The sequence below is a fragment of the Psychrobacter immobilis genome, from assembly GCF_904846285.1.
Taxonomy (GTDB): domain Bacteria; phylum Pseudomonadota; class Gammaproteobacteria; order Pseudomonadales; family Moraxellaceae; genus Psychrobacter; species Psychrobacter immobilis_D.
On sequence record NZ_CAJHAD010000023.1, the window covers coordinates 22,539 to 42,007 of the forward strand.

Annotated in this window: 20 protein-coding genes and 2 pseudogenes; 10 read left to right on the forward strand and 12 right to left on the reverse strand. The window is 40.2% G+C overall.

The features are described 5' to 3' along the window. Positions 1 to 200: 200 nt before the first annotated feature. Positions 201 to 758, reverse strand: coding sequence for a GNAT family N-acetyltransferase (locus JMX13_RS11670; RefSeq protein WP_007115212.1), 558 nt, complete (start codon positions 756 to 758; stop codon positions 201 to 203). A gap of 312 nt (positions 759 to 1,070) precedes the next feature. On the opposite strand from JMX13_RS11670, the gene JMX13_RS11675 reads away from it, so the two are divergent. After that, the gene (locus JMX13_RS11675) at positions 1,071 to 1,421 is read left to right on the forward strand and encodes a hypothetical protein (protein ID WP_201612782.1); all 351 of its coding nucleotides are present in this window, start codon (positions 1,071 to 1,073) and stop codon (positions 1,419 to 1,421) included. Between the two features lie 33 nt (positions 1,422 to 1,454). Then, positions 1,455 to 2,093: a tetratricopeptide repeat protein gene (locus tag JMX13_RS11680; RefSeq protein WP_011954796.1), complete on the forward strand. Its 639-nt coding sequence runs from the start codon at positions 1,455 to 1,457 to the stop codon at positions 2,091 to 2,093. A gap of 81 nt (positions 2,094 to 2,174) precedes the next feature. Here JMX13_RS11680 and JMX13_RS11685 read toward each other — a convergent pair whose 3' ends face one another. Next, on the reverse strand, positions 2,175 to 2,627 hold the full coding sequence (locus tag JMX13_RS11685; RefSeq protein ID WP_144298059.1) for a PH domain-containing protein: 453 nt from the start codon (positions 2,625 to 2,627) through the stop codon (positions 2,175 to 2,177). Positions 2,628 to 2,810: 183 nt separating this feature from the next. On the opposite strand from JMX13_RS11685, the pseudogene JMX13_RS11690 reads away from it, so the two are divergent. Further along, positions 2,811 to 3,137 (forward strand): annotated as a pseudogene (locus JMX13_RS11690) (DDE-type integrase/transposase/recombinase); the annotation flags it as partial. Between the two features lie 318 nt (positions 3,138 to 3,455). Here the strand turns inward: JMX13_RS11690 and JMX13_RS11695 are convergent. Further along, positions 3,456 to 3,902, reverse strand: coding sequence for a hypothetical protein (locus JMX13_RS11695; protein ID WP_025651568.1), 447 nt, complete (start codon positions 3,900 to 3,902; stop codon positions 3,456 to 3,458). A gap of 253 nt (positions 3,903 to 4,155) precedes the next feature. Between JMX13_RS11695 and JMX13_RS11700 the strand changes: the two genes are divergently transcribed. Beyond that, entirely contained in the window at positions 4,156 to 4,575 is a 420-nt protein-coding gene (locus JMX13_RS11700; RefSeq protein ID WP_201612784.1) for a PPC domain-containing protein, read from the forward strand. A gap of 151 nt (positions 4,576 to 4,726) precedes the next feature. Here the strand turns inward: JMX13_RS11700 and JMX13_RS11705 are convergent, their stop codons facing one another. After that, positions 4,727 to 4,936 carry a plasmid partition protein ParG gene (locus tag JMX13_RS11705; protein ID WP_025652656.1) on the reverse strand — a complete coding sequence of 70 codons (210 nt, stop codon included), beginning with the start codon at positions 4,934 to 4,936 and terminating at the stop codon, positions 4,727 to 4,729. 3 nt (positions 4,937 to 4,939) lie between these two features. Beyond that, on the reverse strand, positions 4,940 to 5,578 hold the full coding sequence (gene parA / locus JMX13_RS11710; RefSeq protein WP_045455775.1) for a ParA family partition ATPase: 639 nt from the start codon (positions 5,576 to 5,578) through the stop codon (positions 4,940 to 4,942). Positions 5,579 to 5,887: 309 nt separating this feature from the next. Here parA and JMX13_RS11715 point away from each other — a divergent pair, with 309 nt between their 5' ends. Together JMX13_RS11715 and JMX13_RS11720 are read left to right on the forward strand one after the other, a co-directional pair. Beyond that, the gene (locus JMX13_RS11715; protein ID WP_045455772.1) at positions 5,888 to 6,112 is read left to right on the forward strand and encodes a helix-turn-helix domain-containing protein; all 225 of its coding nucleotides are present in this window, start codon (positions 5,888 to 5,890) and stop codon (positions 6,110 to 6,112) included. Positions 6,113 to 6,268: 156 nt separating this feature from the next. Next, positions 6,269 to 6,544, forward strand: coding sequence for a hypothetical protein (locus JMX13_RS11720; RefSeq protein WP_045455769.1), 276 nt, complete (start codon positions 6,269 to 6,271; stop codon positions 6,542 to 6,544). A 320-nt stretch (positions 6,545 to 6,864) separates the two neighbouring features. On the opposite strand, the gene JMX13_RS11725 is transcribed toward JMX13_RS11720, so the two are convergent. Both JMX13_RS11725 and JMX13_RS11730 read right to left on the reverse strand, forming a co-directional pair. Then, a complete protein-coding gene (locus JMX13_RS11725) occupies positions 6,865 to 7,821 on the reverse strand; it encodes a hypothetical protein (RefSeq protein WP_201540989.1) in 957 nt (318 codons plus the stop codon). A gap of 25 nt (positions 7,822 to 7,846) precedes the next feature. Further along, positions 7,847 to 10,495 carry a MobA/MobL family protein gene (locus JMX13_RS11730; RefSeq protein WP_201606171.1) on the reverse strand — a complete coding sequence of 883 codons (2,649 nt, stop codon included), beginning with the start codon at positions 10,493 to 10,495 and terminating at the stop codon, positions 7,847 to 7,849. A gap of 260 nt (positions 10,496 to 10,755) precedes the next feature. On the opposite strand from JMX13_RS11730, the gene JMX13_RS11735 reads away from it, so the two are divergent. From JMX13_RS11735 to JMX13_RS11745, 3 genes are all read left to right on the forward strand, one after another. Beyond that, on the forward strand, positions 10,756 to 11,097 hold the full coding sequence (locus JMX13_RS11735; RefSeq protein WP_045455751.1) for a hypothetical protein: 342 nt from the start codon (positions 10,756 to 10,758) through the stop codon (positions 11,095 to 11,097). A 724-nt stretch (positions 11,098 to 11,821) separates the two neighbouring features. Further along, positions 11,822 to 13,060, forward strand: coding sequence for a replication initiation protein (locus tag JMX13_RS11740; protein ID WP_201540988.1), 1,239 nt, complete (start codon positions 11,822 to 11,824; stop codon positions 13,058 to 13,060). Positions 13,061 to 13,391: 331 nt separating this feature from the next. Continuing rightward, entirely contained in the window at positions 13,392 to 14,360 is a 969-nt protein-coding gene (locus JMX13_RS11745; RefSeq protein ID WP_201540987.1) for a DNA-binding protein, read from the forward strand. Between the two features lie 1,173 nt (positions 14,361 to 15,533). Here the strand turns inward: JMX13_RS11745 and JMX13_RS11750 are convergent. The 4 genes from JMX13_RS11750 to JMX13_RS11765 form a co-directional block, all read right to left on the reverse strand. Beyond that, entirely contained in the window at positions 15,534 to 15,788 is a 255-nt protein-coding gene (locus JMX13_RS11750; protein WP_045456466.1) for a Txe/YoeB family addiction module toxin, read from the reverse strand. Beyond that, positions 15,785 to 16,075 (reverse strand): type II toxin-antitoxin system Phd/YefM family antitoxin, encoded by a 291-nt coding sequence (locus JMX13_RS11755; protein WP_201612787.1) that lies wholly within the window; start codon positions 16,073 to 16,075, stop codon positions 15,785 to 15,787. The genes JMX13_RS11750 and JMX13_RS11755 overlap by 4 nt, the downstream gene beginning before the upstream one ends. Positions 16,076 to 16,692: 617 nt before the next feature. Further along, positions 16,693 to 16,968 carry a transposase gene (locus JMX13_RS11760; RefSeq protein WP_045456042.1) on the reverse strand — a complete coding sequence of 92 codons (276 nt, stop codon included), beginning with the start codon at positions 16,966 to 16,968 and terminating at the stop codon, positions 16,693 to 16,695. 149 nt (positions 16,969 to 17,117) lie between these two features. After that, positions 17,118 to 18,035 (reverse strand): DMT family transporter, encoded by a 918-nt coding sequence (locus tag JMX13_RS11765; RefSeq protein ID WP_227676802.1) that lies wholly within the window; start codon positions 18,033 to 18,035, stop codon positions 17,118 to 17,120. 148 nt (positions 18,036 to 18,183) lie between these two features. Between JMX13_RS11765 and JMX13_RS11770 the strand changes: the two genes are divergently transcribed. Then, positions 18,184 to 18,639, forward strand: coding sequence for an Lrp/AsnC family transcriptional regulator (locus JMX13_RS11770; protein WP_045456039.1), 456 nt, complete (start codon positions 18,184 to 18,186; stop codon positions 18,637 to 18,639). 48 nt (positions 18,640 to 18,687) lie between these two features. On the opposite strand, the pseudogene JMX13_RS11775 reads toward JMX13_RS11770, so the two are convergent. After that, positions 18,688 to 19,469: pseudogene (locus tag JMX13_RS11775) on the reverse strand (IS3 family transposase); the annotation flags it as partial.

The following is a 19,469-nucleotide window of genomic DNA, read 5'->3' on the forward strand; positions in this document are numbered from 1 at the left end:
AGGTATAGGCTAATGATAGGAAAAAAGCACAGCAGCCAGTCTTATAATTCAAAAGTCTGTTATAGATGGTTCCATGCTAACAGTCTGCTTTAAGTAGTCTGTTAATAGGTTTGAAAGGTAAAATAACTGGTTTCCTTGGGGTATACCTAGCGGAACTACCTCAAATACATCTAAAGTCATTTATCATAATTTAACTAACACTAATTCTTGTCTTCAATCCATTCTTTTTGAGTTATTTTGTATAGTACGTATTCGGCAAGTGGGTCTGCTACTTCAAAAGCAGGGTGGTGGAAGTCTTTTTTCGTATTCTTCATCTTAAGGCGTTGCATGACTAGTTGTGAACGTTTATTTATCTTTGAAGTGAACGATACTACCTCATTAAGTTCTAGCTCTTCGAAAGCAAATTTTAAAGCAGCATTTGCCGCTTCCGTTGCGTAGCCATAGCCCCAGAACTCTTTATCTAATCTCCAACCTATTTCAATGCAAGGGTTGAATGGGAAATCATATTGCGGTTGATGTAAGCCTACAAATCCTATGAAAGCACCACTATCTTTTAGGCTTACTGCCCAAATTCCCCAGCCTCTTTCTTCTATAAGCGATTGGCATTTTGAGGCCATGGCATCACTTTCTTCTTTTGATAGTAGCTTAGGGAAATACTCCATTACGTCCTTATCCGAATTCATTTTAGAAAATGGCTCTAAGTCCATCTTCTGCCATTGTCTTAAATAAAGGCGGTTTGTTTCTATTTTTTTTGGCATATCTACTCTACGTTCTTCTAGAAGTTATTTATAGGAATAAAGGCTGTTCCCTAGTGAGGACTTGAAACTTGGGCTGTAGAATGATGGTTTCAGGGCTTTAACTCGCTGAGATAGCCACAGTGTATTACCATACATACTCTATTCATGATCGGTGCGTGTATAGCGCACCGAACATGAATAGAGTATACCTATAAGGGACCACTCAGGCCCTCTCACTGGTTTGGTTTCCTATATAAGGATCTAACGTGTTCCAACAATAGTAAAAATTGTTAATTTATATTTTTATGTTAGGTGATAGGGGTTAATAGCTTTATGAGAGATGAATTAGAAAATACTAAGTCCACACAGAAAAACTCAATTCATAGAAAAATTGGTTTAGGCATTTATATCATATTTGCTGTGATCTATTATTTTTTTATGAAAGACATGTTTCTTGATGGAACTTTCTTCCTTATAGTAGGTATAGCGCTTCTTTTAATTATTATATTTAAATTCTTTAAAGACCATACTTACGATTTTCAGGTTATAGCAGTTTGTATGTATTTTATTATATTTGGTTCAGTTCATATTCTGCAATTGAGTCCATTAATTTTAGGTGTAGCTGGCATTGTCTTAGTGATAGTTACGATATTTCCACACTCAAGGTCAGTTAAAAAAGGTTAGTGTTACCTTGATTAACTAAAAGGACAAGCAGTCATGAAAAAGAGACTAGCAGTATTTTTGCTGACGTGTATTATGCTGACAGGGTGTACTAAAGTTATTGATACTCAGAGGGAGAGCACTCAAAACAATGTTCCAACCGTAAAATCTGATGTTGAGAAGGATTTTGAAAATCTCACATTACAAGCTAATCTAGGAGATGCTTCAAGCCAAGCGGAATTAGGGCTTATATACTACTATGGTAGAGGCGTTCCTCAAGATTATTCAAAAGCATTTTATTGGTTACAACAAGCAGCTAACCATGGACATAAAGAAATGCAGGGGATGCTGGCATTGATGTATGAGAAGGGTCAAGGCGTAGATCAAAACGATGCTAAAGCGTTTGAGTTATATCAAAACTTAGCCAATGACGGTATTGACTTATACCAATCAAAAATTGGAGATATGTACCTTAAAGGTAAAGGTACAACCCAAAGTGATACGAAGGCTTTTGAGTGGACGCGCAAGGCAGCTTTGCAGGATCTTCCAATGGCTCAATCAGGGCTGGCAGTATTCTATGAGAAGGGTATCAATATACAGCAGGATAAAAACAAAGCGCTAGAATGGTATCAAAAGTCTTGCAGCAATGGATATCCGTTTGCCTGTGCTGAGTATCGAAGACTTTATCAAAAATAGATATCTGAAATCTAAATACCTCCTCAAAAATTAGGGTTATAACCTACAGTTCGATGTCTGTATAGCGCATCGAACTATCGGCTATCTCTTTATCAGCCCATTATTATCATCGGTTTTTAATGCTGGTACACGTTCTTGTATTGCATGATAGAACCTATCTTTGTCTTTTGGTGATATCACTATGCTACCACCTTCATATCTTATCTCAATCCTATCTAAAGACAGTGCTGGAGCAGATAAAGTACTGCTGGTAGGAGTGATATGGGTAATGTCTTCTAACGAGATACTCTGAGTAGAAAAACCATTTTTCACTAACAATGTGTCAGCTGTCAAAGTGTACTTTATATTAAAAAACAGTACCAATAGCAGTAACGCAGTTGGTATGGTAAAAAGGCTTATAAATATTATTCTTTTAATAGAACTATTGTTGTACATCCATTCCCATACAGGCACCAAAACGAGTAGTAAGCTAGAACCCAATATTAAAAACGCCAACCAAAAATCAATCTTTGATGTAAATATAGTATTTATCATAATTTGTTAGCAGAGCGCCTTTAGTTAATATTTATATTAGAATAGCTCAGTTCATGTACACCACCAAGTACACTGTCATAATCTTGATGGCTGTATCTACTATCGTATATAGCCCACAGCCTAGTGTTCAAGTCCTCACTAGGGAACCGAATCAGTGAAAGTACCTAATTAGTTCCTTATGGATATACTGCGTTTATTATAGATGTGTTTGTCCGTAGTATTGTTGGCTGGAAGGTGTCTAATCGTATGAACATCGATATGGTGATGGCAGCGTTAAATCAAGCCATTGCAGACAGAAACAACCCAAAAGACGTTATTCATCGTAGTGATAGAGGCGTTCAGTATTTATCTATTCGTTATACTGATAAGATGGCTGATTCTGGCGTTATTACCTTTGTTGGAACGCGGGTAATTCATATGATAATGCATAGTACAATTGGTTATGTATCACCTTTTGAGTTTGAAAAGCAATATTATGATCGTCTTAATGAGTCAGGCAAAGTTGCCTGACTCAAATAAAACGCTCTCCGATATAGTCGGGGCGGTTCAGATAGCCAACTGGTTTAATATTATTCCGGTATATATGGGGTTAAAAAACGCACTAAGGCAGTGATTATTAAGAGTATTAGAAGAAGGTGTTGATATTTTATAAATCGTTCTGGGATAAATAAACACAGCACAGATACTATAAAAATTCCTATAATTTCAATCAAATTAGATAGACTTTGAGAGCCAAATCCTAGCCCAGTTAATACGACCCACAAAAATGATGGTAAGAATACTAGGCTAAATTTTTTCAATGGTTTATTCATAGGTTAGGCTTATCTTCTATGTGGGCGCAATTTCTATTGCACCGGCAACGGCACAACCCTGATATACTTCGCCTGCGTAAGTTAATATTGCAGTAAGTTCATTTTGATAGCCATTGTCATCGATACAAAGGTTATTTTTTATATTCACAACAATAGGCTGTCCATTGATAGTACTCGCGTATTCGACACCTTCAGTATTGACAGAACCAGAACCCACCACGATAACTGTTGCTGTCGTTGGCTTTAAGAAATTCGCCTCTATACTTAGCTCATTTCCTTCAATCACTATTCGCCAAATTTTTTCTTTAGCGGTGTTTCCAAAAGCAGTAAATGCCGCTGACGCTACCGGCACTTCTATTGTAGGCTGCTTACTCAGATCCGTGGTGTCGGCACGATGGTTATTACAAGCCACTAGAGCTAAGCTGCCCGTTAAGCACATTGTCGTTAGAAGCAAAGAACGCATAATTTTTCCTTTAAATATAATAAGAGAACACCACTATTTAGCAGTGTTCTCTTTGTTTACGTGATGAAATTCAGGTTTTTACTACCATAAGTAGGTTTACGGTAGAACTAGAAGTTAGGGTCGTTACAGGTGGCCTTATTCAGTAACTTACCAACGTACTCTCTATATTAGTAATACTAATATAACATATCTATAAAGGTTGACAGTGTGCGTTGAGATAAAATCGTTTTTTTACTGTTTGAGTGTTTAAAATATGAAAAACTTAACTGCTGCTATTCTAATTGCGCTTCCTGTTCTAATGGTAAGTCCTACAGCAATGGCCGCATCTTCAGATGCAGTGGCTAAAACTGTTGATGTTCAATTTAAAAAAGGCGCTAGTTCAGCTAACTATTATGGGAAATTAAAGGGTATTAAGTACGATTCCTATACATTTTATGCCAAAAAGAACCAAAAGCTTTCTGTTAAAACAACGGGAGGGAATGTAGATTCTTATTTATTTAATAAGAATTTATCAGATTCTGTCAATGTAGGAGAATATTCCTCTGAACTAGATAACCAAGGTTATTACAAGCTTCCATATTCAGGTAAATATGAATTGCGTATTCTTCAGCCACGTTCTCAAGCTTCTAAAGGAAAAACACCTCCATATTGGCTAGAATTATCTATTCTATAGGTATATAAGCTTAATAATGGAGAGCATCCTATATTCTGTGTAACAGCTATGTGGCTTTCATCAATAATTACACAAAATGTAGGATGCTCTCAGCTTTTCATGCTACCAGCCATCTGCTTTTTATAGGTATAGAAAAACGAATTTTTTATACCTATCGCTCAACCAATTTTTCCTCAATCATTTCAGTCAACAACTCAGTCACCGTTTTTCGGCTTTCAAGCGCGTACCGCTTGAGCGCAATGTGTTTATCTTCATCTAAATTAAAATTCACGCGTACCGTCTTTTTGGGACTGTCCGTCACATCCGATAAAGCCAATTGATCCTTAACGTTCTTACTAGGACGACCTGCTGATAAACTCATGACTTACTCCTCACCAAAAAATGTTTGAATCTCACTGACCAATGCGGTTATCTCTTGTATCGCATTGCTACTAGGCGATTCGGTATCAAATACTGTCTTACCAAGGGCAGCACTATTAGGATAAGCAACTCGCTGCATCACTCTGGTCTCTAATACCGGAATATTATAATCAAGCAGCGCGGTTGCAACCTCTTTACCAATATTGGTATTTTGAATGGCGCGTGAGACGACAAAGGCTGCCTTTAGTTGGCCATCCATCATCTCAATACGCTGCTGCACTAAATCAACCAAATCACTGGTCGCCCAGATATCATAGGGGCTCGGCTGCACCGGAATCAATATAAAATCAGCCGCTTTTATAGCAGAAATAGCCAGACTAGTAGCTTGCGGCGATCCATCGATCACCACATAATCTTTATCAGAGACGCTTTTTAAATCTTTATCAAGTGTTGGTCTGTCGAGCCCGATCACTGGTACCGGATTGTCTTCATCAACCGCTCTCCAGTCACGCGCACTGCCCTGCTGATCGCTATCTACTAGCAGAACACTATGGCCTTTTAACTGTAAGCCACGAGCCAGATGCGTTGCGATGGTAGTCTTGCCGCTGCCACCCTTTTGATTTAATACCGCGATTACCTTCATAAATACAGATCCCTGTAGCATGCATTGAGTATATAAATATATAAGTATATAAGTATATCTAAAAATGTACGTCACATCACTACTAATAGCAATATTTCATAGTAAAAATAGCATCGCCTTTTCTAAAAAGGCGTATATCCACCATGATGGACGTCCTATATCAAAGACAGCATAATAATCTGCCTACTACTAGGTAAATTGCCGCTATTGGATACCAATTTGAGCTACTAAAAGGAATACTTTAGCCGCTTATATTCGTTATAATCCGCTCACCAATCAAAACCACTAATCGTTAATAAGGAAACTACTATGGTGAAGTGTCACTTATCGACCATCATGGGCGAAAGACGCCTTAAAATTGCCGATGTCGCAAGGGATACTGGCATCAATCGTGGCACCATTACTCGCATGTATCATGAAGAAGCCACCCGAGTTGACCTAGATGTCATCGAGTCTTTATGCACGTATCTTAGAATCAATGTTGGTGATTTATATGAAATCATAAATGAGGACAGCAATGGGTCACCAGTGTGAACACCCTCATTTATAAACATTAATTACCTTCAAAAAAACAAAAAGACCTGTAGAAGATTATTTTATCTTGCAATAGATTAAAATATAGGTATAATTTGACCTGTAGTAAGCCAATTTATTCTTTATTAATATATAATAATCTGCAGGAGAACATATATGAATATCAATTTATCGCGGCTCAACAGCTGCACATGGTTTAGTAAACAGACTAAAGCTTTAGCCTCTCAGCTGGTATTCAGCTTACAAATACAGCAAGGCGTACAACTGGCATCATTACTGGGTGTTGACGCTATTCTTTATAATGATGAAGCGATTTATGTCTGGGTGCAACGACAGATAGATGACGGTCTTATCGTTAACGACTACACTTTAAGCACCCTTGAAACCGCTTTCATTGATTTGGTCACAGCTCATACTGACCAAGCAGCATAATCGTTTTAGCTGATATGCACAGATATCTTGTTCGACAAGAAACAATTATCTCTAAAGCCAGATAAATTTTCATTATCTGGCTTTTTTCTGATATGGCCATAAAAATTTAACAGACGCCATACTAATGGCTTTTTAATATAGACAAAGATAACGGCAGTCAAACAAACCTTTTTTCATTGATATATGTTTTAGAAGACTCATTTTTGACCAAGGCTATCTGCTACCAGTATTTAGCCTAAAAATGCCCGTACAATTATCTACGCTACCCTAACCCTATAAAGGCCTCTTTGGGGAGTATGGTTCACTATTACCATAAACCTTTACTCAGTAGGTTTCGCGCGAGTCGACCCAGCTATTTTATAATAAACAAAGCCTTTTTCATCTCTCAAAAAGCTTTTACTGTCTGCTCTGACGCACCAGCTGATCACATCAGGCTGACCTTTATTAACATCACAAGCCAAAATAAACTGCGCACTTTGAGCATTATTAAAGGCCTGTTTCCAACCCGTTTCAAGCTCATCGATGCCGCGCTGTAGCTCTGCTTGCTGCTGTCTCATCTCTGCAATCTTATCAAAGCTTGGTACATACCAAAATACCAGGGCCATAAGGCTTATTACCACTGCTGCCGTACACGCAGCGGCTACTGCTGCTATCCTTTTAATACTCATGGACTCAATAGACTTGTAAATCTTACCCAAGTCTTTATCAGCATCCTCTTTTACTTCTCCAATCCGCTTTTTTGTAGCGTTCTCAAAGGCCTCAATATCTTTGATAATCTGCTCATGACCAGCTTGATACTGACTGGTAAATAGCGCAAGACTGTCCGCACTAACGCCAAGCTTATCAGCCACCGCTTGCATGGCATTCACTTTCGCCTCTATGCTGTCGTTTTTAGCAGTGATGACCGCCTGTACAGCTGTATCAATCTGCTGTTTCATATTGGTGATGATGTCCGCTATTTTGTCATCATAACGGCTCGGCATCTCAGTATCAGTAAAGGTAGTCACTGCCGCTTGTAGCTGTTCTAACACCAGATTCTGATACTGACTCAATGCTTCTGAGGCACTGATTGCGCTATCATCCAGCTTTTGAGTAACGGCAGTCATCTCCTCTATCTTGGCATCAATATGGCTAAGAGAGTGATCAAGGCGCGTTGCCACTGCATCATCGGCTTGTCCAATCAGTGCTCGCAGCGCTTCGATTACAGGTTTGAGTCTGGTCACGAGATTAACAAGCTCGTCGTGAATGTCGTACTCATTGCTATTGTCTTTATTCATAGGATGCTCATTATCATAATGCCGCCTAAAATGGGCGTGGTGAGGAGTAGCGGCGTGTTTGTGCTTGTTCATGCGCTTGGATGGCGTTCTTAGTTTTTTGCAGGTGTTCTGTCACGGTTTGCGTGAGCGTTGCCCCATCTATGGTGATAGCAGGAACGTGATCAAAGCGCTCATTGATTTTCGTTAACACCTCGACCTTATCTTGATTGTCAGGCAAGCGCTCAAGCTGTTGCCACAGCGATGTTGCTGCCTTCTGCACCTGCGTTGCAATTTTTTTGGCATCGGTGTCTCGTAAACTTTTTTGTAGTGTCGTAAAGCTGTCAGTGTGTTTTAGAGTGGTGAATATAAATGCTTGTGCGGCAACCGCCTCAGCCGCGTTGATCACTTCGATCGGTGCATCAATGACCTTAAAATCAAGAGTATCAACGCGGTTACGCACCCGTACCACTAAATTGTCAAATCGATCTCGATATGCTTTGGTCTCATTGATTCGCTGACGCTTAAGAGATGCCTGCTGCCGTCTCTGTTGTAAAGCTACTCGCCGCCTTATCAAAGCCTTCTCTCGTGCGCGCTCAGCCTCTTCCTTAAGCTTTGCTTGCTCATGTGCTTTGTTGAGCTGGTGGTGAAGCACCATCGTACGGTTGCGCCAGTCATCAAGCCGATCTGCGTTCAATTGAGTGGTCTTGGTACGGGTAATCTCATCGTATAGGTCATCATCTTGCACAATCACAGCTTCACTTTGATCCAGTAAGGCGATACGCTGCTCATAAAACGGCGATAGGCGCTGATAAGTCTTTGTACTGGCATTAATTTGCTGCTTTAACTGTTTGATGTCGTTATCATTGGCAGTCTTAAACGCTTTAACATCAGCTGTCAAGGCCGTCAAACGAGTGTCAGCATCCGTGTCTATCTCTACCGCTTTTAACGTACTGAGCGCCTCACGTTCTTCTTGAAAGTGTTTAAAACGCTCAACATCCAGATCTGCAAATGCAGCAAACTTATGATAAGTGTCCATGTTATTGGTGACGTCTATCTCTTGTAGATCCGCAAACGCTTGATCCCACTGTAAGGATAAGTCAGATTTTTCAATATCAATCTCATCAAGTGCTTTAAAGCCAGTCGCCAGTTTATTCAGCTTTGCGGCAAACGGTTTTAGGGTGGCCTTTAACCCTTCGTAGTCAGCAATGACTTCATTATTAAGCGGGATCAGATTTTTTAGCACCGTTTCGTTGTTCAGCACTATTTTATCAATCTGTGACAGTTGCTTCTCAAGACTGGTAACGGCGCGGCGCGTTTGTAGGGTATCGTCTTGTCTAAACTGCTCAACCAACGCTAAAGCCTCCTTTAGAGCCTCGCTTTGCTCTTTTGTGCTTATCTGCCTGGCAAGCTCAATCATTTTTTGGCGGGACGTGCTGTAATCCTGTCCCACCTCCTCGGTGAACCGCGGTGTGCTTTTAATGTTTTTGTCAATGGTGATGGTCTGTTTAGACTGGTGTGCTAATTCTTCATGCAGCCTATCAATGGTTGAGAATAAGGCGCTGCGTACCATCTTTTTTTGCTGCTCAAAATCGCCTGAGATCACTAAAAGCTCATCAAGTACGTCATCATTGGCCGCATCACTATGAGTCTGACTATCCTCTTTAGGAGTAGCGGGTGTAAGTTCAGCGGCGGGATCTACCAAGCGGATATTACTAAGCTCAAGTCGTGCAAAGGGTTTACGCTTTTTATAATGTACTGTAACGCCATTAACCTCTTGTGCGTTGCTCTCAAGATCAATGCGACCCTTGTCGTCATACTCAATTACCAGACCATTTTTTTCGATATAGGCATTGATCTCATCAATTGTCTCGTTGTACTCATTAATCACTGAGCGCTTACCTTTTAGGACATCCTTATACAAGGATTTACCCAGTTTCATTTTTGGTAAGCGATTAATGGCCTGCTCACGGTACGATTTCTCATTGATCGCTTTATTCTCAGGCAATAGCTCGTTAGCCATATCCGCCCAAAGGGTGCGTTGATATTTAAGCTCATCGCCACGCCCATTTAATCCTTTAGATAGCCGCTCACCGGTTGACCACTGCAACCAATTTTTACGCTTTGACAAGGCATAACCATCAGCATCCGCTAATATCTCACGACTTGAGAGTAAAATATGGGCATGAAAGTTACTGCTGGTCAGCTCAACCACTTCACCCTTCCCCACATGTTTCTCATGACTGTGGGGTCGATGGATGGCCACATCGACAAGCACATTATAGCGATCAGATAAGGTTTGAGCGTAGCGCTCGACCAGACCTATTCGCTGATCAGCCGTGACTCCCTCGGGAAACATAACATCAATCTCAGTACCGAACTGCGCGTTTTTACGAGACTCAATACGTTCGATATCATTCCAGAACCCCTCACGCGTTACTGCCAAATCCCCAGCAACAGTTGGTGTGATCAACGCCGTATGCAACACATTTTTCTCAATCATCTGTGTGTACTTAGCGCCATCACTATCAACTAAATTTAAAATTTTATCTTTGGTTTTACTGGTGTAATCATGTATCTCTCCCGACTGTTTATCGATTAGTTTTGAGCCAGAATTATAGGCTGATTTTGCTAGCACACTATGATTTTTCGCCTTACTAACGGCGCTAACCGACAGATGAAATCCTTTATTATTCATGGCGAAAAATCCGAAGTTAAAAGACGGTTTTTTGGGGGTTGTAGGGGGATCGCCCCCTGCCGAACGACGGAGTTTATGTAAAAAAACAGCACCCCTTGTGGGTCTTTTTTACGTAAACTCCTAAGTTCGCTCTTAACAGAGGGTTAAAATACTACTGCGGCCACAAAAAGACGTGGTCTTGTGTATTTTACTACCTTGCATCCTTATGTTTGTACTGCTAGGATCAACTCTATCATAGTTGGCTAGAAAAGGATAAATTAATGTCAGTAATATCAGATGATCTATTCACAGATAAGATGAAGCAGTTGCAGGCTCTTAAAAAAGAGATCAATCAGGACAGGCTTGAAGCACATCAGGTGTTGGGGGAGTGGTTGGCCAACGCATTAGACGATGATGAAAATCATGAGTTACAAGCCATATTTTTAGACGCACACGATAATGAAAGGTACGTTCGTTTAAAAAAGCACCGTGAGTTTTTAAATGTAATTGCTAATAAAATACAAAGTAAAGCTGAGGTGGCATCAAGCAGCTTTACACCGCCTAAAAGCAGTCAGAACAGTGATCACGGTTCATTGTTTGATGATGATTCATCAGCACAGTAACTGCTAGAAATAACCTAATTGACGGTACAGCTGGATCGTCTGCTAATTAGTGAAAAGTTGGGAGACGATTACTAGCTGTTTTAAGCGTCCTAAAATATCTTTAGCTACTATTGTATAAAACAGAGCGTAGTATGCATATAAGGGTGCTTTTTAGGCTTTCTATCAACGATTTAAGATGTGTTTACGGAGGTATCGATAATGGCTAATGAAAATGAAGACAAACTATCTACAAAAAATGAGCCTTAGATTGAAGTTGAGAACATGAAACCAGCTTTGTCTAAAATGACAGATGCAAACATTCAAAATGTCTTTGGCCTTGCTTTTGGAGATTTTCAAAGATCGAACCATGAGAATAGAGATTGATACCGAGTAAATTATTGACCATAGCATTTTGAGATACTAATCAGTTTTATGAGTGAGTGACTGCTTTTTTCCTATTACTTAAAACAAAAATATATTTCTTATTTTTTAATAATTTTTTAAAAGCTTTTGTCCTAAAAGTTAAAACAGTCACAAACACTGATTTTACTTGGTCTACAGCGGAAAAATATTTTTTCAATACGAAAGTTTAGGCGGTATTATACGAAAGTTTAGGCGGTATTATACGAAAGTTTAGGCGGCATTATACGAAAGTTTAGGCGGTATTAACGAAATTATAAATTGTATTTTTCGTTAATGCCGCTTATTATTACCTAAATGGTTAGTTAAAGCGAAATATTGTGATATGAATAGCGATGAGATGACGCAGTTCCAAAATAATCTACGAGAGTCTATAGGCGAGTCTTATACGGTCAAAGTAGATAAGAACTTAAGCGAAAAAGAGCGTGATGAACTTATCGCTCATGTGAGAAGGACAGTAGGTGATAATGATGCCAATATTCTTATTATTGAACCTGTTATAGAACCAAAATTTGATTTTAATTTCAATTTGATTACCTCAAATACTAAAGAAATCAAACCACCACGGAATATCAGTGAAGTTGAGAATAAACCCAAGCCAATTTATAGTGATAAATGGCTGGTGATGCAAAACCGTTTATTAAATGCTATCTCGGATTTGGACTTGAATGAGCGGCGTCTGATTATGTTTTTATCGCCATTAGTACGTAAGCATGTAGAAAGCGACCCTGATGCCAGAAAACGAATGTTTACGGTTAATGCCCTAGAGTTCGCTCATGAATATAATTTAGGAAAAAAAAGTATTTACCGTACCTTGGCAGAAGTTGCTGATAGTATGCTGCACAAAGCGTTCTTTTTTTGGAACTTTAAAAATAACGAACGAACGCATAGAACTGGAGTGTCTTGGCTTGTTCAGTGCGAATATAAGGAAAACGAGGGACAGTTAGAAATTATATTGGCCGATACGGTGATTGAGATGCTGTCAGTATTCGACCGTGAAAATCCGTTTACCAAGTGGGAGCGGCATTGGATTATTAATCTTGGCAGTTATGGCATGATTTTATTTGAACTAATTGCCAGTTGTATGTTCCAAGATCACAAAAAGAAGACATATACCATTGACTATTTGCGTGAAAAATTTAATTGCGTTGAAAGTTATTCCGATTTTTATAATTTTAAACGCTATGTTATCGATAAAGCCATCAGTGATATTCATGCGCACACGCCTTATCAGATAACCTATACTCAAAAGAAAAAAGGGCGGGTGGTGAGTGAGATTGTGTTTAGTTTTGAAGATAGCAGTCAAGCCAAGGTAGAGGCTAAGCAGTCAAAAGTGTTGAAGAGTGATCTGAACCCTTTTTCAACTAAAGGTCTAAGCGACGCACAATTAAAGCGCATTGTTCTGAATAAAGAATTTATAGCCAATTATAACCATCTGGTCAGCTCCACCAGTCTAGCAGGCCAAAATGAGGCAGAGTGGGCAATTGAGATGGTCAAAAGACTAAAGACGGATTCTTCAGTTTTCAATAAATGTCCTATTCGTGATTATTTAGAATATGCGTAAACTAATAAAAACATCCTATTGCTGAGTGGTTAGGTGCTAGCCTTGGCAGTATTAAGCCACTAGGGTTCTCTAAAAAAACCAGCACTATTAGCCCAAGTATTACAGCCAAATTTAGGGATAGAGCCAAACAGGCGCTAGTTATTAATAAATGATAGTAATGCGCTAGAAGAGTACTTAACTGATCATTAGCCATAATCTAACGATTACGACCTCAAGATTGCTTGAGGTTTTTTTATACCTCTTATTGTATTATGTTATATGTTGTATTATACTACATACAATAAAATACAAACGCTACATATCTACTCATACAAAATTAAGGACAGTGATTATGGCCATTACTACACAGCAAATTCATGCTATTGCTGATCAACTGCATGAACAAGGTATCAAACCTACTTTAGCCGAAGTGCGTAAGGCGCTGGGTGGTGGATCATTCACGACCATCAGTGAAGCCATGAAGTCTTGGCGTCAGGATAACCAACAAGAAGAGCAGCTAAGACAGGTTGAGCTACCAAGTGGCATTGCTGAACGCTTACAAACGCTTGGTGCGGATATGTGGCAGACGGCCATTGATATTGCCAATGATCGTCTGGTTAAAGAACGGGAAGCTTTAGAGAGTATTAAGGCCAAGTCGCAAGCTGAGACAGACGAGGCACAAGAAGCGGTTAAGACACTAGAGAGTGAGCAGACTGATTTGTTAGGGCAGCTCGATGAGGTCGCAGCAACCGCAGAGGCAACGGCTATCACCGCGGCTCAAGTGACTTTTGAACGGGATACGCTGACACAGACACTTAGCGATGCTCAGCACCAGCTGGAACTTGAACGAGCTAAAACAGCGGCAGCTCAGGCTCAACTTACTGATCTGCGTAGAAGTTTTGATCAGCAATCAAAAGATCTGAGTGCCAACATATCAAAGGTGGCCACGCTTGAAGCCACTGCTAATAGCGATAAAGCAGAAATTGCACGTCTGCAGGCAGAACTGACAGCGACTAAGGATGAGCTAAAGACAGTAACTACTGAACGCAATGAGATAGCGACTGACACAGCAGAAGTCAAAGGAGAGTTAAAGGCTATAATCGCTGAGCGTAACAAACTATCAGGACTCAATGATCAGCTGACTCAAACACAAGCTAAGCTTGAAGCTGAGTATAGCGTATTGAATAAGCAGTATAGCGAGCTATCAAGCCGTCACCTATCAGAGCAAGAGAGAGTGACTGTGTTACAAGATCAACTTCAGAAAGCACAAGATGAGCTGATACTTATTCAAAACAAAGATAATGCTTTGGATGCTGATTAAATAAAAGTATTAGAGGTTTCAAGATAAAGAACAGTTATAAGTGTGGGAGAGACTTTACCCAAGGCATAGATCCTGTTCTATTCACACTAAACTTATGAATCAACCATGACAATATCGACTCACTGAATAAGTGACTATTGTATAATAACTATTCTAATTTTTTCTCTTAAGTCTTATAGTATATAGACTAGTGTGCTATATACTACTTGAATTAGCCTAAGTAAATTTATGCTGATTTTGGAGCCTTGAGCAGATTTCAAGGAACACTCACCCTAAAGCGTTTATGAGTAAAAAAATACTCACAAACGCTTCAGTGCATTCCTTGGATTTGATGTGATTAGTCATGCCGACTTCATCGCCCATCGCATCATCAAGACCGTATCACTGTATCAAGCTACGGTTGTTAAGATTACGGCTGATAGCACCGCCTAGACACGCTCTTAACCGCTACTGTGCTGTCATACGCTAGCAAGGGCCCAAACCCAATATACCGCTACGATATGCACGAGTAACCACTCATTGCGTTGCTCTGATCCTTTGTCTAGTCACCCCTGTAGGGAGCTCACCCTTATGTCAAACGCAGTCGTCGCCGAGGCCTGCCACCCATTTGACGGGTAACGGGTACAAAGAGAGCAGCACGAGGATGTAACGAGCGAACAAGCGGTTTATTAAAATGTATAGTGAATAAGGTTGATATGAAAGCAGTTTTTGGATAAAATGCACCTACACGGGCATTTAATGCTGTTCAAATAACGCACTGCGTATGCTTATTTGTTCGTTACAGGGTGTTGACGCACACTGTAACCGTTAATTACATTAAAAACTAAATGCCTCTAGGAGTCAACTCCCAGAGGCATTTTTTTGTTTGTCATGCAGACTAGTTTTTTGATATCTGGTTTTTCGTTGAATTGCTTAGGCTTTTTTTGTCGTCATCTTAGCGTAAGCAATTCAATTATTATGAAGTTAGCACATCCTCACAAGACGTTAAGTTCCGGACAATATTGGGTCGGTTCATATTCTGAAATACAAGTCGTGGCTAAGTGCTGCCGTCAGTTGATTGCTGAGATGTCTCAAGAATTAAAGAGTACTTCTGGGGCAGTAACTATCTACCTATCACTATAAAAAATCGCCTGATTTAAAATCAGGCGATTTTTTAGGCTGTCATATCCTTACTTAATAATGATAACGGCACTGGACGATAATGATCGCATCATCTTGAATTTCATAAACCAGCCGATGCTCTTGATCAATTCGACGAGACCAGTAGCCTGCAAGGTCATGTTTGAGTGGTTCAGGTTTGCCAATACCCTTAAATGGGTCACGTTTGATGGCTTTAATCAGCTTACCGATCTGTTTGACTTTCTCTTTACTGGTTTTTTGCCAGTACTCATAGTCCTCCCACGCGTCTTCCGTCCAAGATAGTATCAAGCGTCTACCTCATCATCAAAAGTGAAGGGTATATCTTTGGTATCAATCTCACGTTCAATTAAGCGACCAGCTTTAGCATCAGCAATAGAGCGTCTGAGACGCTTGGCATTGGTAGGGCTGCTTAAAAGATGCAGTGTTTCCTCATACGAGTTAAACTCTTCTAAACTCATCAATACCGTCGGTTTAGCATTTTGTCTTGTAATTAATATCGGGCCTTTATCGGTGTCTACCTTATCGATATACTTTGCTAAGCTCTTTCTAAAATCAGTGTAGTTCACAACGTCCATAATAATTACTCCACGTTTAATTATGTTGGTTATATGACCTATCATTATAGGTTAAATGCTACACTAGTATATACTATATACGTACCTATATCTGTACACATTTTAGTAAAAAGCAAAGGGGTAATTTGATATGTTCCCATGCATACCTTTTAAAACGTACATATGAAAGCTGACATATTGATCTTGGTTTAAACTGCTTGGCACGTTTTCCGCATTATATTGTCGAAACAACCAAATTACATATATGAGTATATGAGTATATGAGTATATGAGTATGTGAGTATGTGAGTATGTGAGTATAAACTCACTTCTTTAGCTATAACATCTATCAGCTGACGAGAGCACTTAGCTGTAAGTTGTTTGCAGAGTAGCTATGTCCAGATTGTAGAAAAGATAACGATAAACTTACGTTTCTCGGTATCTTTTCTACAATGGTAATTTCCTAATAGGCGCTCGACGCCCCTATCAGCATACGAACGGCGCGTTCTTTAATCTCAGGAGTGTAGGTTTGTCTTTTCATTGTCGTATTCTCTCAGAATGTTAAGTCTCCGACAATACCGGGGCGGTTCACTTGAGCATAGCTCTCGTCTTGCGTCGGGACGAAGCAGTGCTTCGTTTTATCCCTCCTCGTTTAAGATGTCGCGCTCCATAGTCAGCCGCTTAACCTGTTTACGCAGATCTTGGAGCTCGCGCTGTTCATCCGTTAAAGCGTTGCCGACTTTAGGCGCTTGGCCACTCATTTCTTGACGGTATTGACTCAGCCATTTCTGCAAGGTGGATTTACCTATCCCTAAGGAATTGGCCACGTCAGGTATTTTACGTTTGTGATCAACAACTAAGCTAATCGCTTCTAATTTGAATTCTCGGGTGTATTGGTTGCGTTTGGTGGTCATACTATTTTCCTCTTTGGGTTAGTATAAACCTCTTCCGTGCTGTCCTAATTTATTATGCCACTACACATAGATAAAAGGGCTCAAGAACACTACTCGATGAAAGATTAAGCTTTTATTTTTGACGCTCATTTTTAAAATGAGGACAGCTCTTACTTCGCTCGATTAGATAAAATGACGCCAACTGTGCTTAACACGATGCCGCACATCATTGCGATTGATAAAGACTCATTGAGTATTAATGCTGCGAGTAAAGCGGTTAATCCAGGAGACAAGGAGCCAAGCAATAAGGTGCGAATGGAACCGAGCTTGTTGACCGCATAAGAAAACCCAATGGTTGAGACAATACCAACACCAACGCCCTGTATTAAGATAAAAGGTAGGGCATCGTCAAACGAAACAGCCCCGAGGTTGGTCTCTAAAAGTCCAGATAGAATCATCACTAATGTCACCAAAAATGCGGTATAAGAAAGGACGATAGCAACCGCTACTGGACTCAAACTCGTACTTTTTAAACCTAATGTGTAACCTGCCCAAACCAAACTCGCAATCACTAGAAAGGTCATACCCTGTAGCAGACTATTAGGTGTTGGCCCTGCATTTCCCACCATCATCGTGGCTACGCCAAAGAAAATAATCATGAATGCCAAAAATTTCTTTAGCGATATACGTTGGCGATAAAAAACAAAGGATAAGAGTGCGGCAAAGAATACTGGCGTCCCTGTCAAAATAGTACCAACGTAAGCTGCAGGAGCAGTGCTCGCGCCAAAAGTGGCAAGCAACAGAAAAGGAGCACCGCCAAATAAAATAAAAATGGCATCAGCCCCTCTAATGTTTCTGATTTCCTTCAAACTAGAGAATACCCAAGGCGTCAATAAAAGTAATGGCACGCTAAATCGAATGACCATGACATCAGCAATGCTTAACGACGATGCCCCGACCGCCCTTACCGTTAATGCAAAGCCTGACCAAATCAATATCACAACAATCATCGCCGCATAGCCTTTCATCAGCGGAGATAGTGTAAACAAGGGGTTTTTACGTGATGAGGGCTGAGAAATGGTATTCATATGGATGGCTTATGCTTGTATATAAAGCCTAATTATCAATCAAAAATCGCGCTTTTATCTCTATTCATTTATTGCAAATCTATAGTTATTTAGCGGATAATGCCAAATAATATAGAATTATTGGCTGAAAACACCAGAAAGGCAATATATGGACAGAATCGACCGTCATATTTTGGAAGCGCTTCAGAAAGAAGGACGCTTATCAACAGCTGAATTAGCCGAGCGCATTGGTCTGTCACCCTCACCTTGTGCTAGGCGCCTGAAACGTTTAGAAGATGAATTTTATATAGAGGGTTACCAAGCGAACATAAATAGAGCTAAAGCTGGCATTACGATGAGCTTTTTTGTGGAAGTCAGTCTGAGCAACCATCAAGAAGGATCGATTACAGCCTTCGAACAAGCGTTATCCGAGATGGATGAGGTAATCAATGGACATGTTGTTTCGGGCCCTTATGATTACTTATTGGAAGTAGTCAGCGCAGACCTCAATGATTATGAAGAGTTTACTCGTAAATTGCATAAGCTTACTAGCGTTAAAGGCATACATACCCACTTATCAGTGAGAAAAGTGATTAATAAAACAACGTTGCCTATTTTTACGTGATATGGTAGGTAATCGTCCCAACCATAAGACACTTATCAAATAGAATTGAGCTGCGTGGTTTAGTTTCTGTATCGGCGTAAAGCCGCCATTGTCCATGTTCGGGCGCTCGTAATTGTAGTGATATAACCAATCCTCTGCTTGCTGACGGACTTGATCTAAATCCGTAAACAGCTCTTGGTTCAACCAATCATAGCGCATCGTTCTGTTAAAACGCTCCACATAAGCATTTTGTTGTGGATTGCCAGGCTCAATACAACTAATGGTGATGCCTTGATCGAAAGCCTAGTTTCTGAGCGCACTACTAAGATATTCAGGTCCGTTATCACATCTCACTTGAACCGTTTTACCTCGGTATTCAATCAGCTGATTTAAACTGTGTATGACTCTGTGAGCGGGTAATGAGAAGTCGATCTCAACCGTTAAGGCTTCACGGTTGTAATCATCAATGACATTGAATAGTCTAAAGCCGCTGCCATCAGTTAAGGCATCATGCATAAAGTCCACGCTCCAGCTTTGGTTTATTTTATCTGGTACAGCCAAGGGTAGCGGTTTAGCGCGCTTAATGCGACGCTTAGGTTTAATTCTAAGGTTCAGTTCAAGCTCACGGTAAATGCGATACACGCGCTTATGGTTGTATGGTAGCCCCAGTACATTACGCAGGCTTAAAAAGCACAATCCAAAGCCCCAGTTCTTGTTCTGCTCGGTCAGCTCTATAAGCAAGTGCGCGATCTGCTGATTCTCATCCGTTGCTAACGACTTGTGATAATAACAGGTGACGCTGATATTAAAGATCAGGCAAGCCCTGCGGATACTGATGCCATGCTCTTTAA

Bases quoted from the DNA above. Each gene is read 5' to 3' on its own strand.
- JMX13_RS11765 (WP_227676802.1), bottom strand. From the start codon at position 18,035: ATGAATACCATTTCTCAGCCCTCATCACGTAAAAACCCCTTGTTTACA.
- JMX13_RS11730 (WP_201606171.1), bottom strand. From the start codon at position 10,495: ATGAATAATAAAGGATTTCATCTGTCGGTTAGCGCCGTTAGTAAGGCG.
- JMX13_RS11755 (WP_201612787.1), bottom strand. From the start codon at position 16,075: ATGGACGTTGTGAACTACACTGATTTTAGAAAGAGCTTAGCAAAGTAT.
- JMX13_RS11770 (WP_045456039.1), top strand. From the start codon at position 18,184: ATGGACAGAATCGACCGTCATATTTTGGAAGCGCTTCAGAAAGAAGGA.
- JMX13_RS11680 (WP_011954796.1), top strand. From the start codon at position 1,455: ATGAAAAAGAGACTAGCAGTATTTTTGCTGACGTGTATTATGCTGACA.
- JMX13_RS11745 (WP_201540987.1), top strand. From the start codon at position 13,392: ATGGCCATTACTACACAGCAAATTCATGCTATTGCTGATCAACTGCAT.
- JMX13_RS11735 (WP_045455751.1), top strand. From the start codon at position 10,756: ATGTCAGTAATATCAGATGATCTATTCACAGATAAGATGAAGCAGTTG.
- JMX13_RS11720 (WP_045455769.1), top strand. From the start codon at position 6,269: ATGAATATCAATTTATCGCGGCTCAACAGCTGCACATGGTTTAGTAAA.
- JMX13_RS11685 (WP_144298059.1), bottom strand. From the start codon at position 2,627: ATGATAAATACTATATTTACATCAAAGATTGATTTTTGGTTGGCGTTT.
- JMX13_RS11700 (WP_201612784.1), top strand. From the start codon at position 4,156: ATGAAAAACTTAACTGCTGCTATTCTAATTGCGCTTCCTGTTCTAATG.
- JMX13_RS11695 (WP_025651568.1), bottom strand. From the start codon at position 3,902: ATGCGTTCTTTGCTTCTAACGACAATGTGCTTAACGGGCAGCTTAGCT.
- JMX13_RS11670 (WP_007115212.1), bottom strand. From the start codon at position 758: ATGCCAAAAAAAATAGAAACAAACCGCCTTTATTTAAGACAATGGCAG.
- JMX13_RS11675 (WP_201612782.1), top strand. From the start codon at position 1,071: ATGAGAGATGAATTAGAAAATACTAAGTCCACACAGAAAAACTCAATT.
- JMX13_RS11725 (WP_201540989.1), bottom strand. From the start codon at position 7,821: ATGAATAAAGACAATAGCAATGAGTACGACATTCACGACGAGCTTGTT.
- JMX13_RS11715 (WP_045455772.1), top strand. From the start codon at position 5,888: ATGGTGAAGTGTCACTTATCGACCATCATGGGCGAAAGACGCCTTAAA.
- parA (WP_045455775.1), bottom strand. From the start codon at position 5,578: ATGAAGGTAATCGCGGTATTAAATCAAAAGGGTGGCAGCGGCAAGACT.
- JMX13_RS11705 (WP_025652656.1), bottom strand. From the start codon at position 4,936: ATGAGTTTATCAGCAGGTCGTCCTAGTAAGAACGTTAAGGATCAATTG.
- JMX13_RS11740 (WP_201540988.1), top strand. From the start codon at position 11,822: ATGAATAGCGATGAGATGACGCAGTTCCAAAATAATCTACGAGAGTCT.
- JMX13_RS11760 (WP_045456042.1), bottom strand. From the start codon at position 16,968: ATGACCACCAAACGCAACCAATACACCCGAGAATTCAAATTAGAAGCG.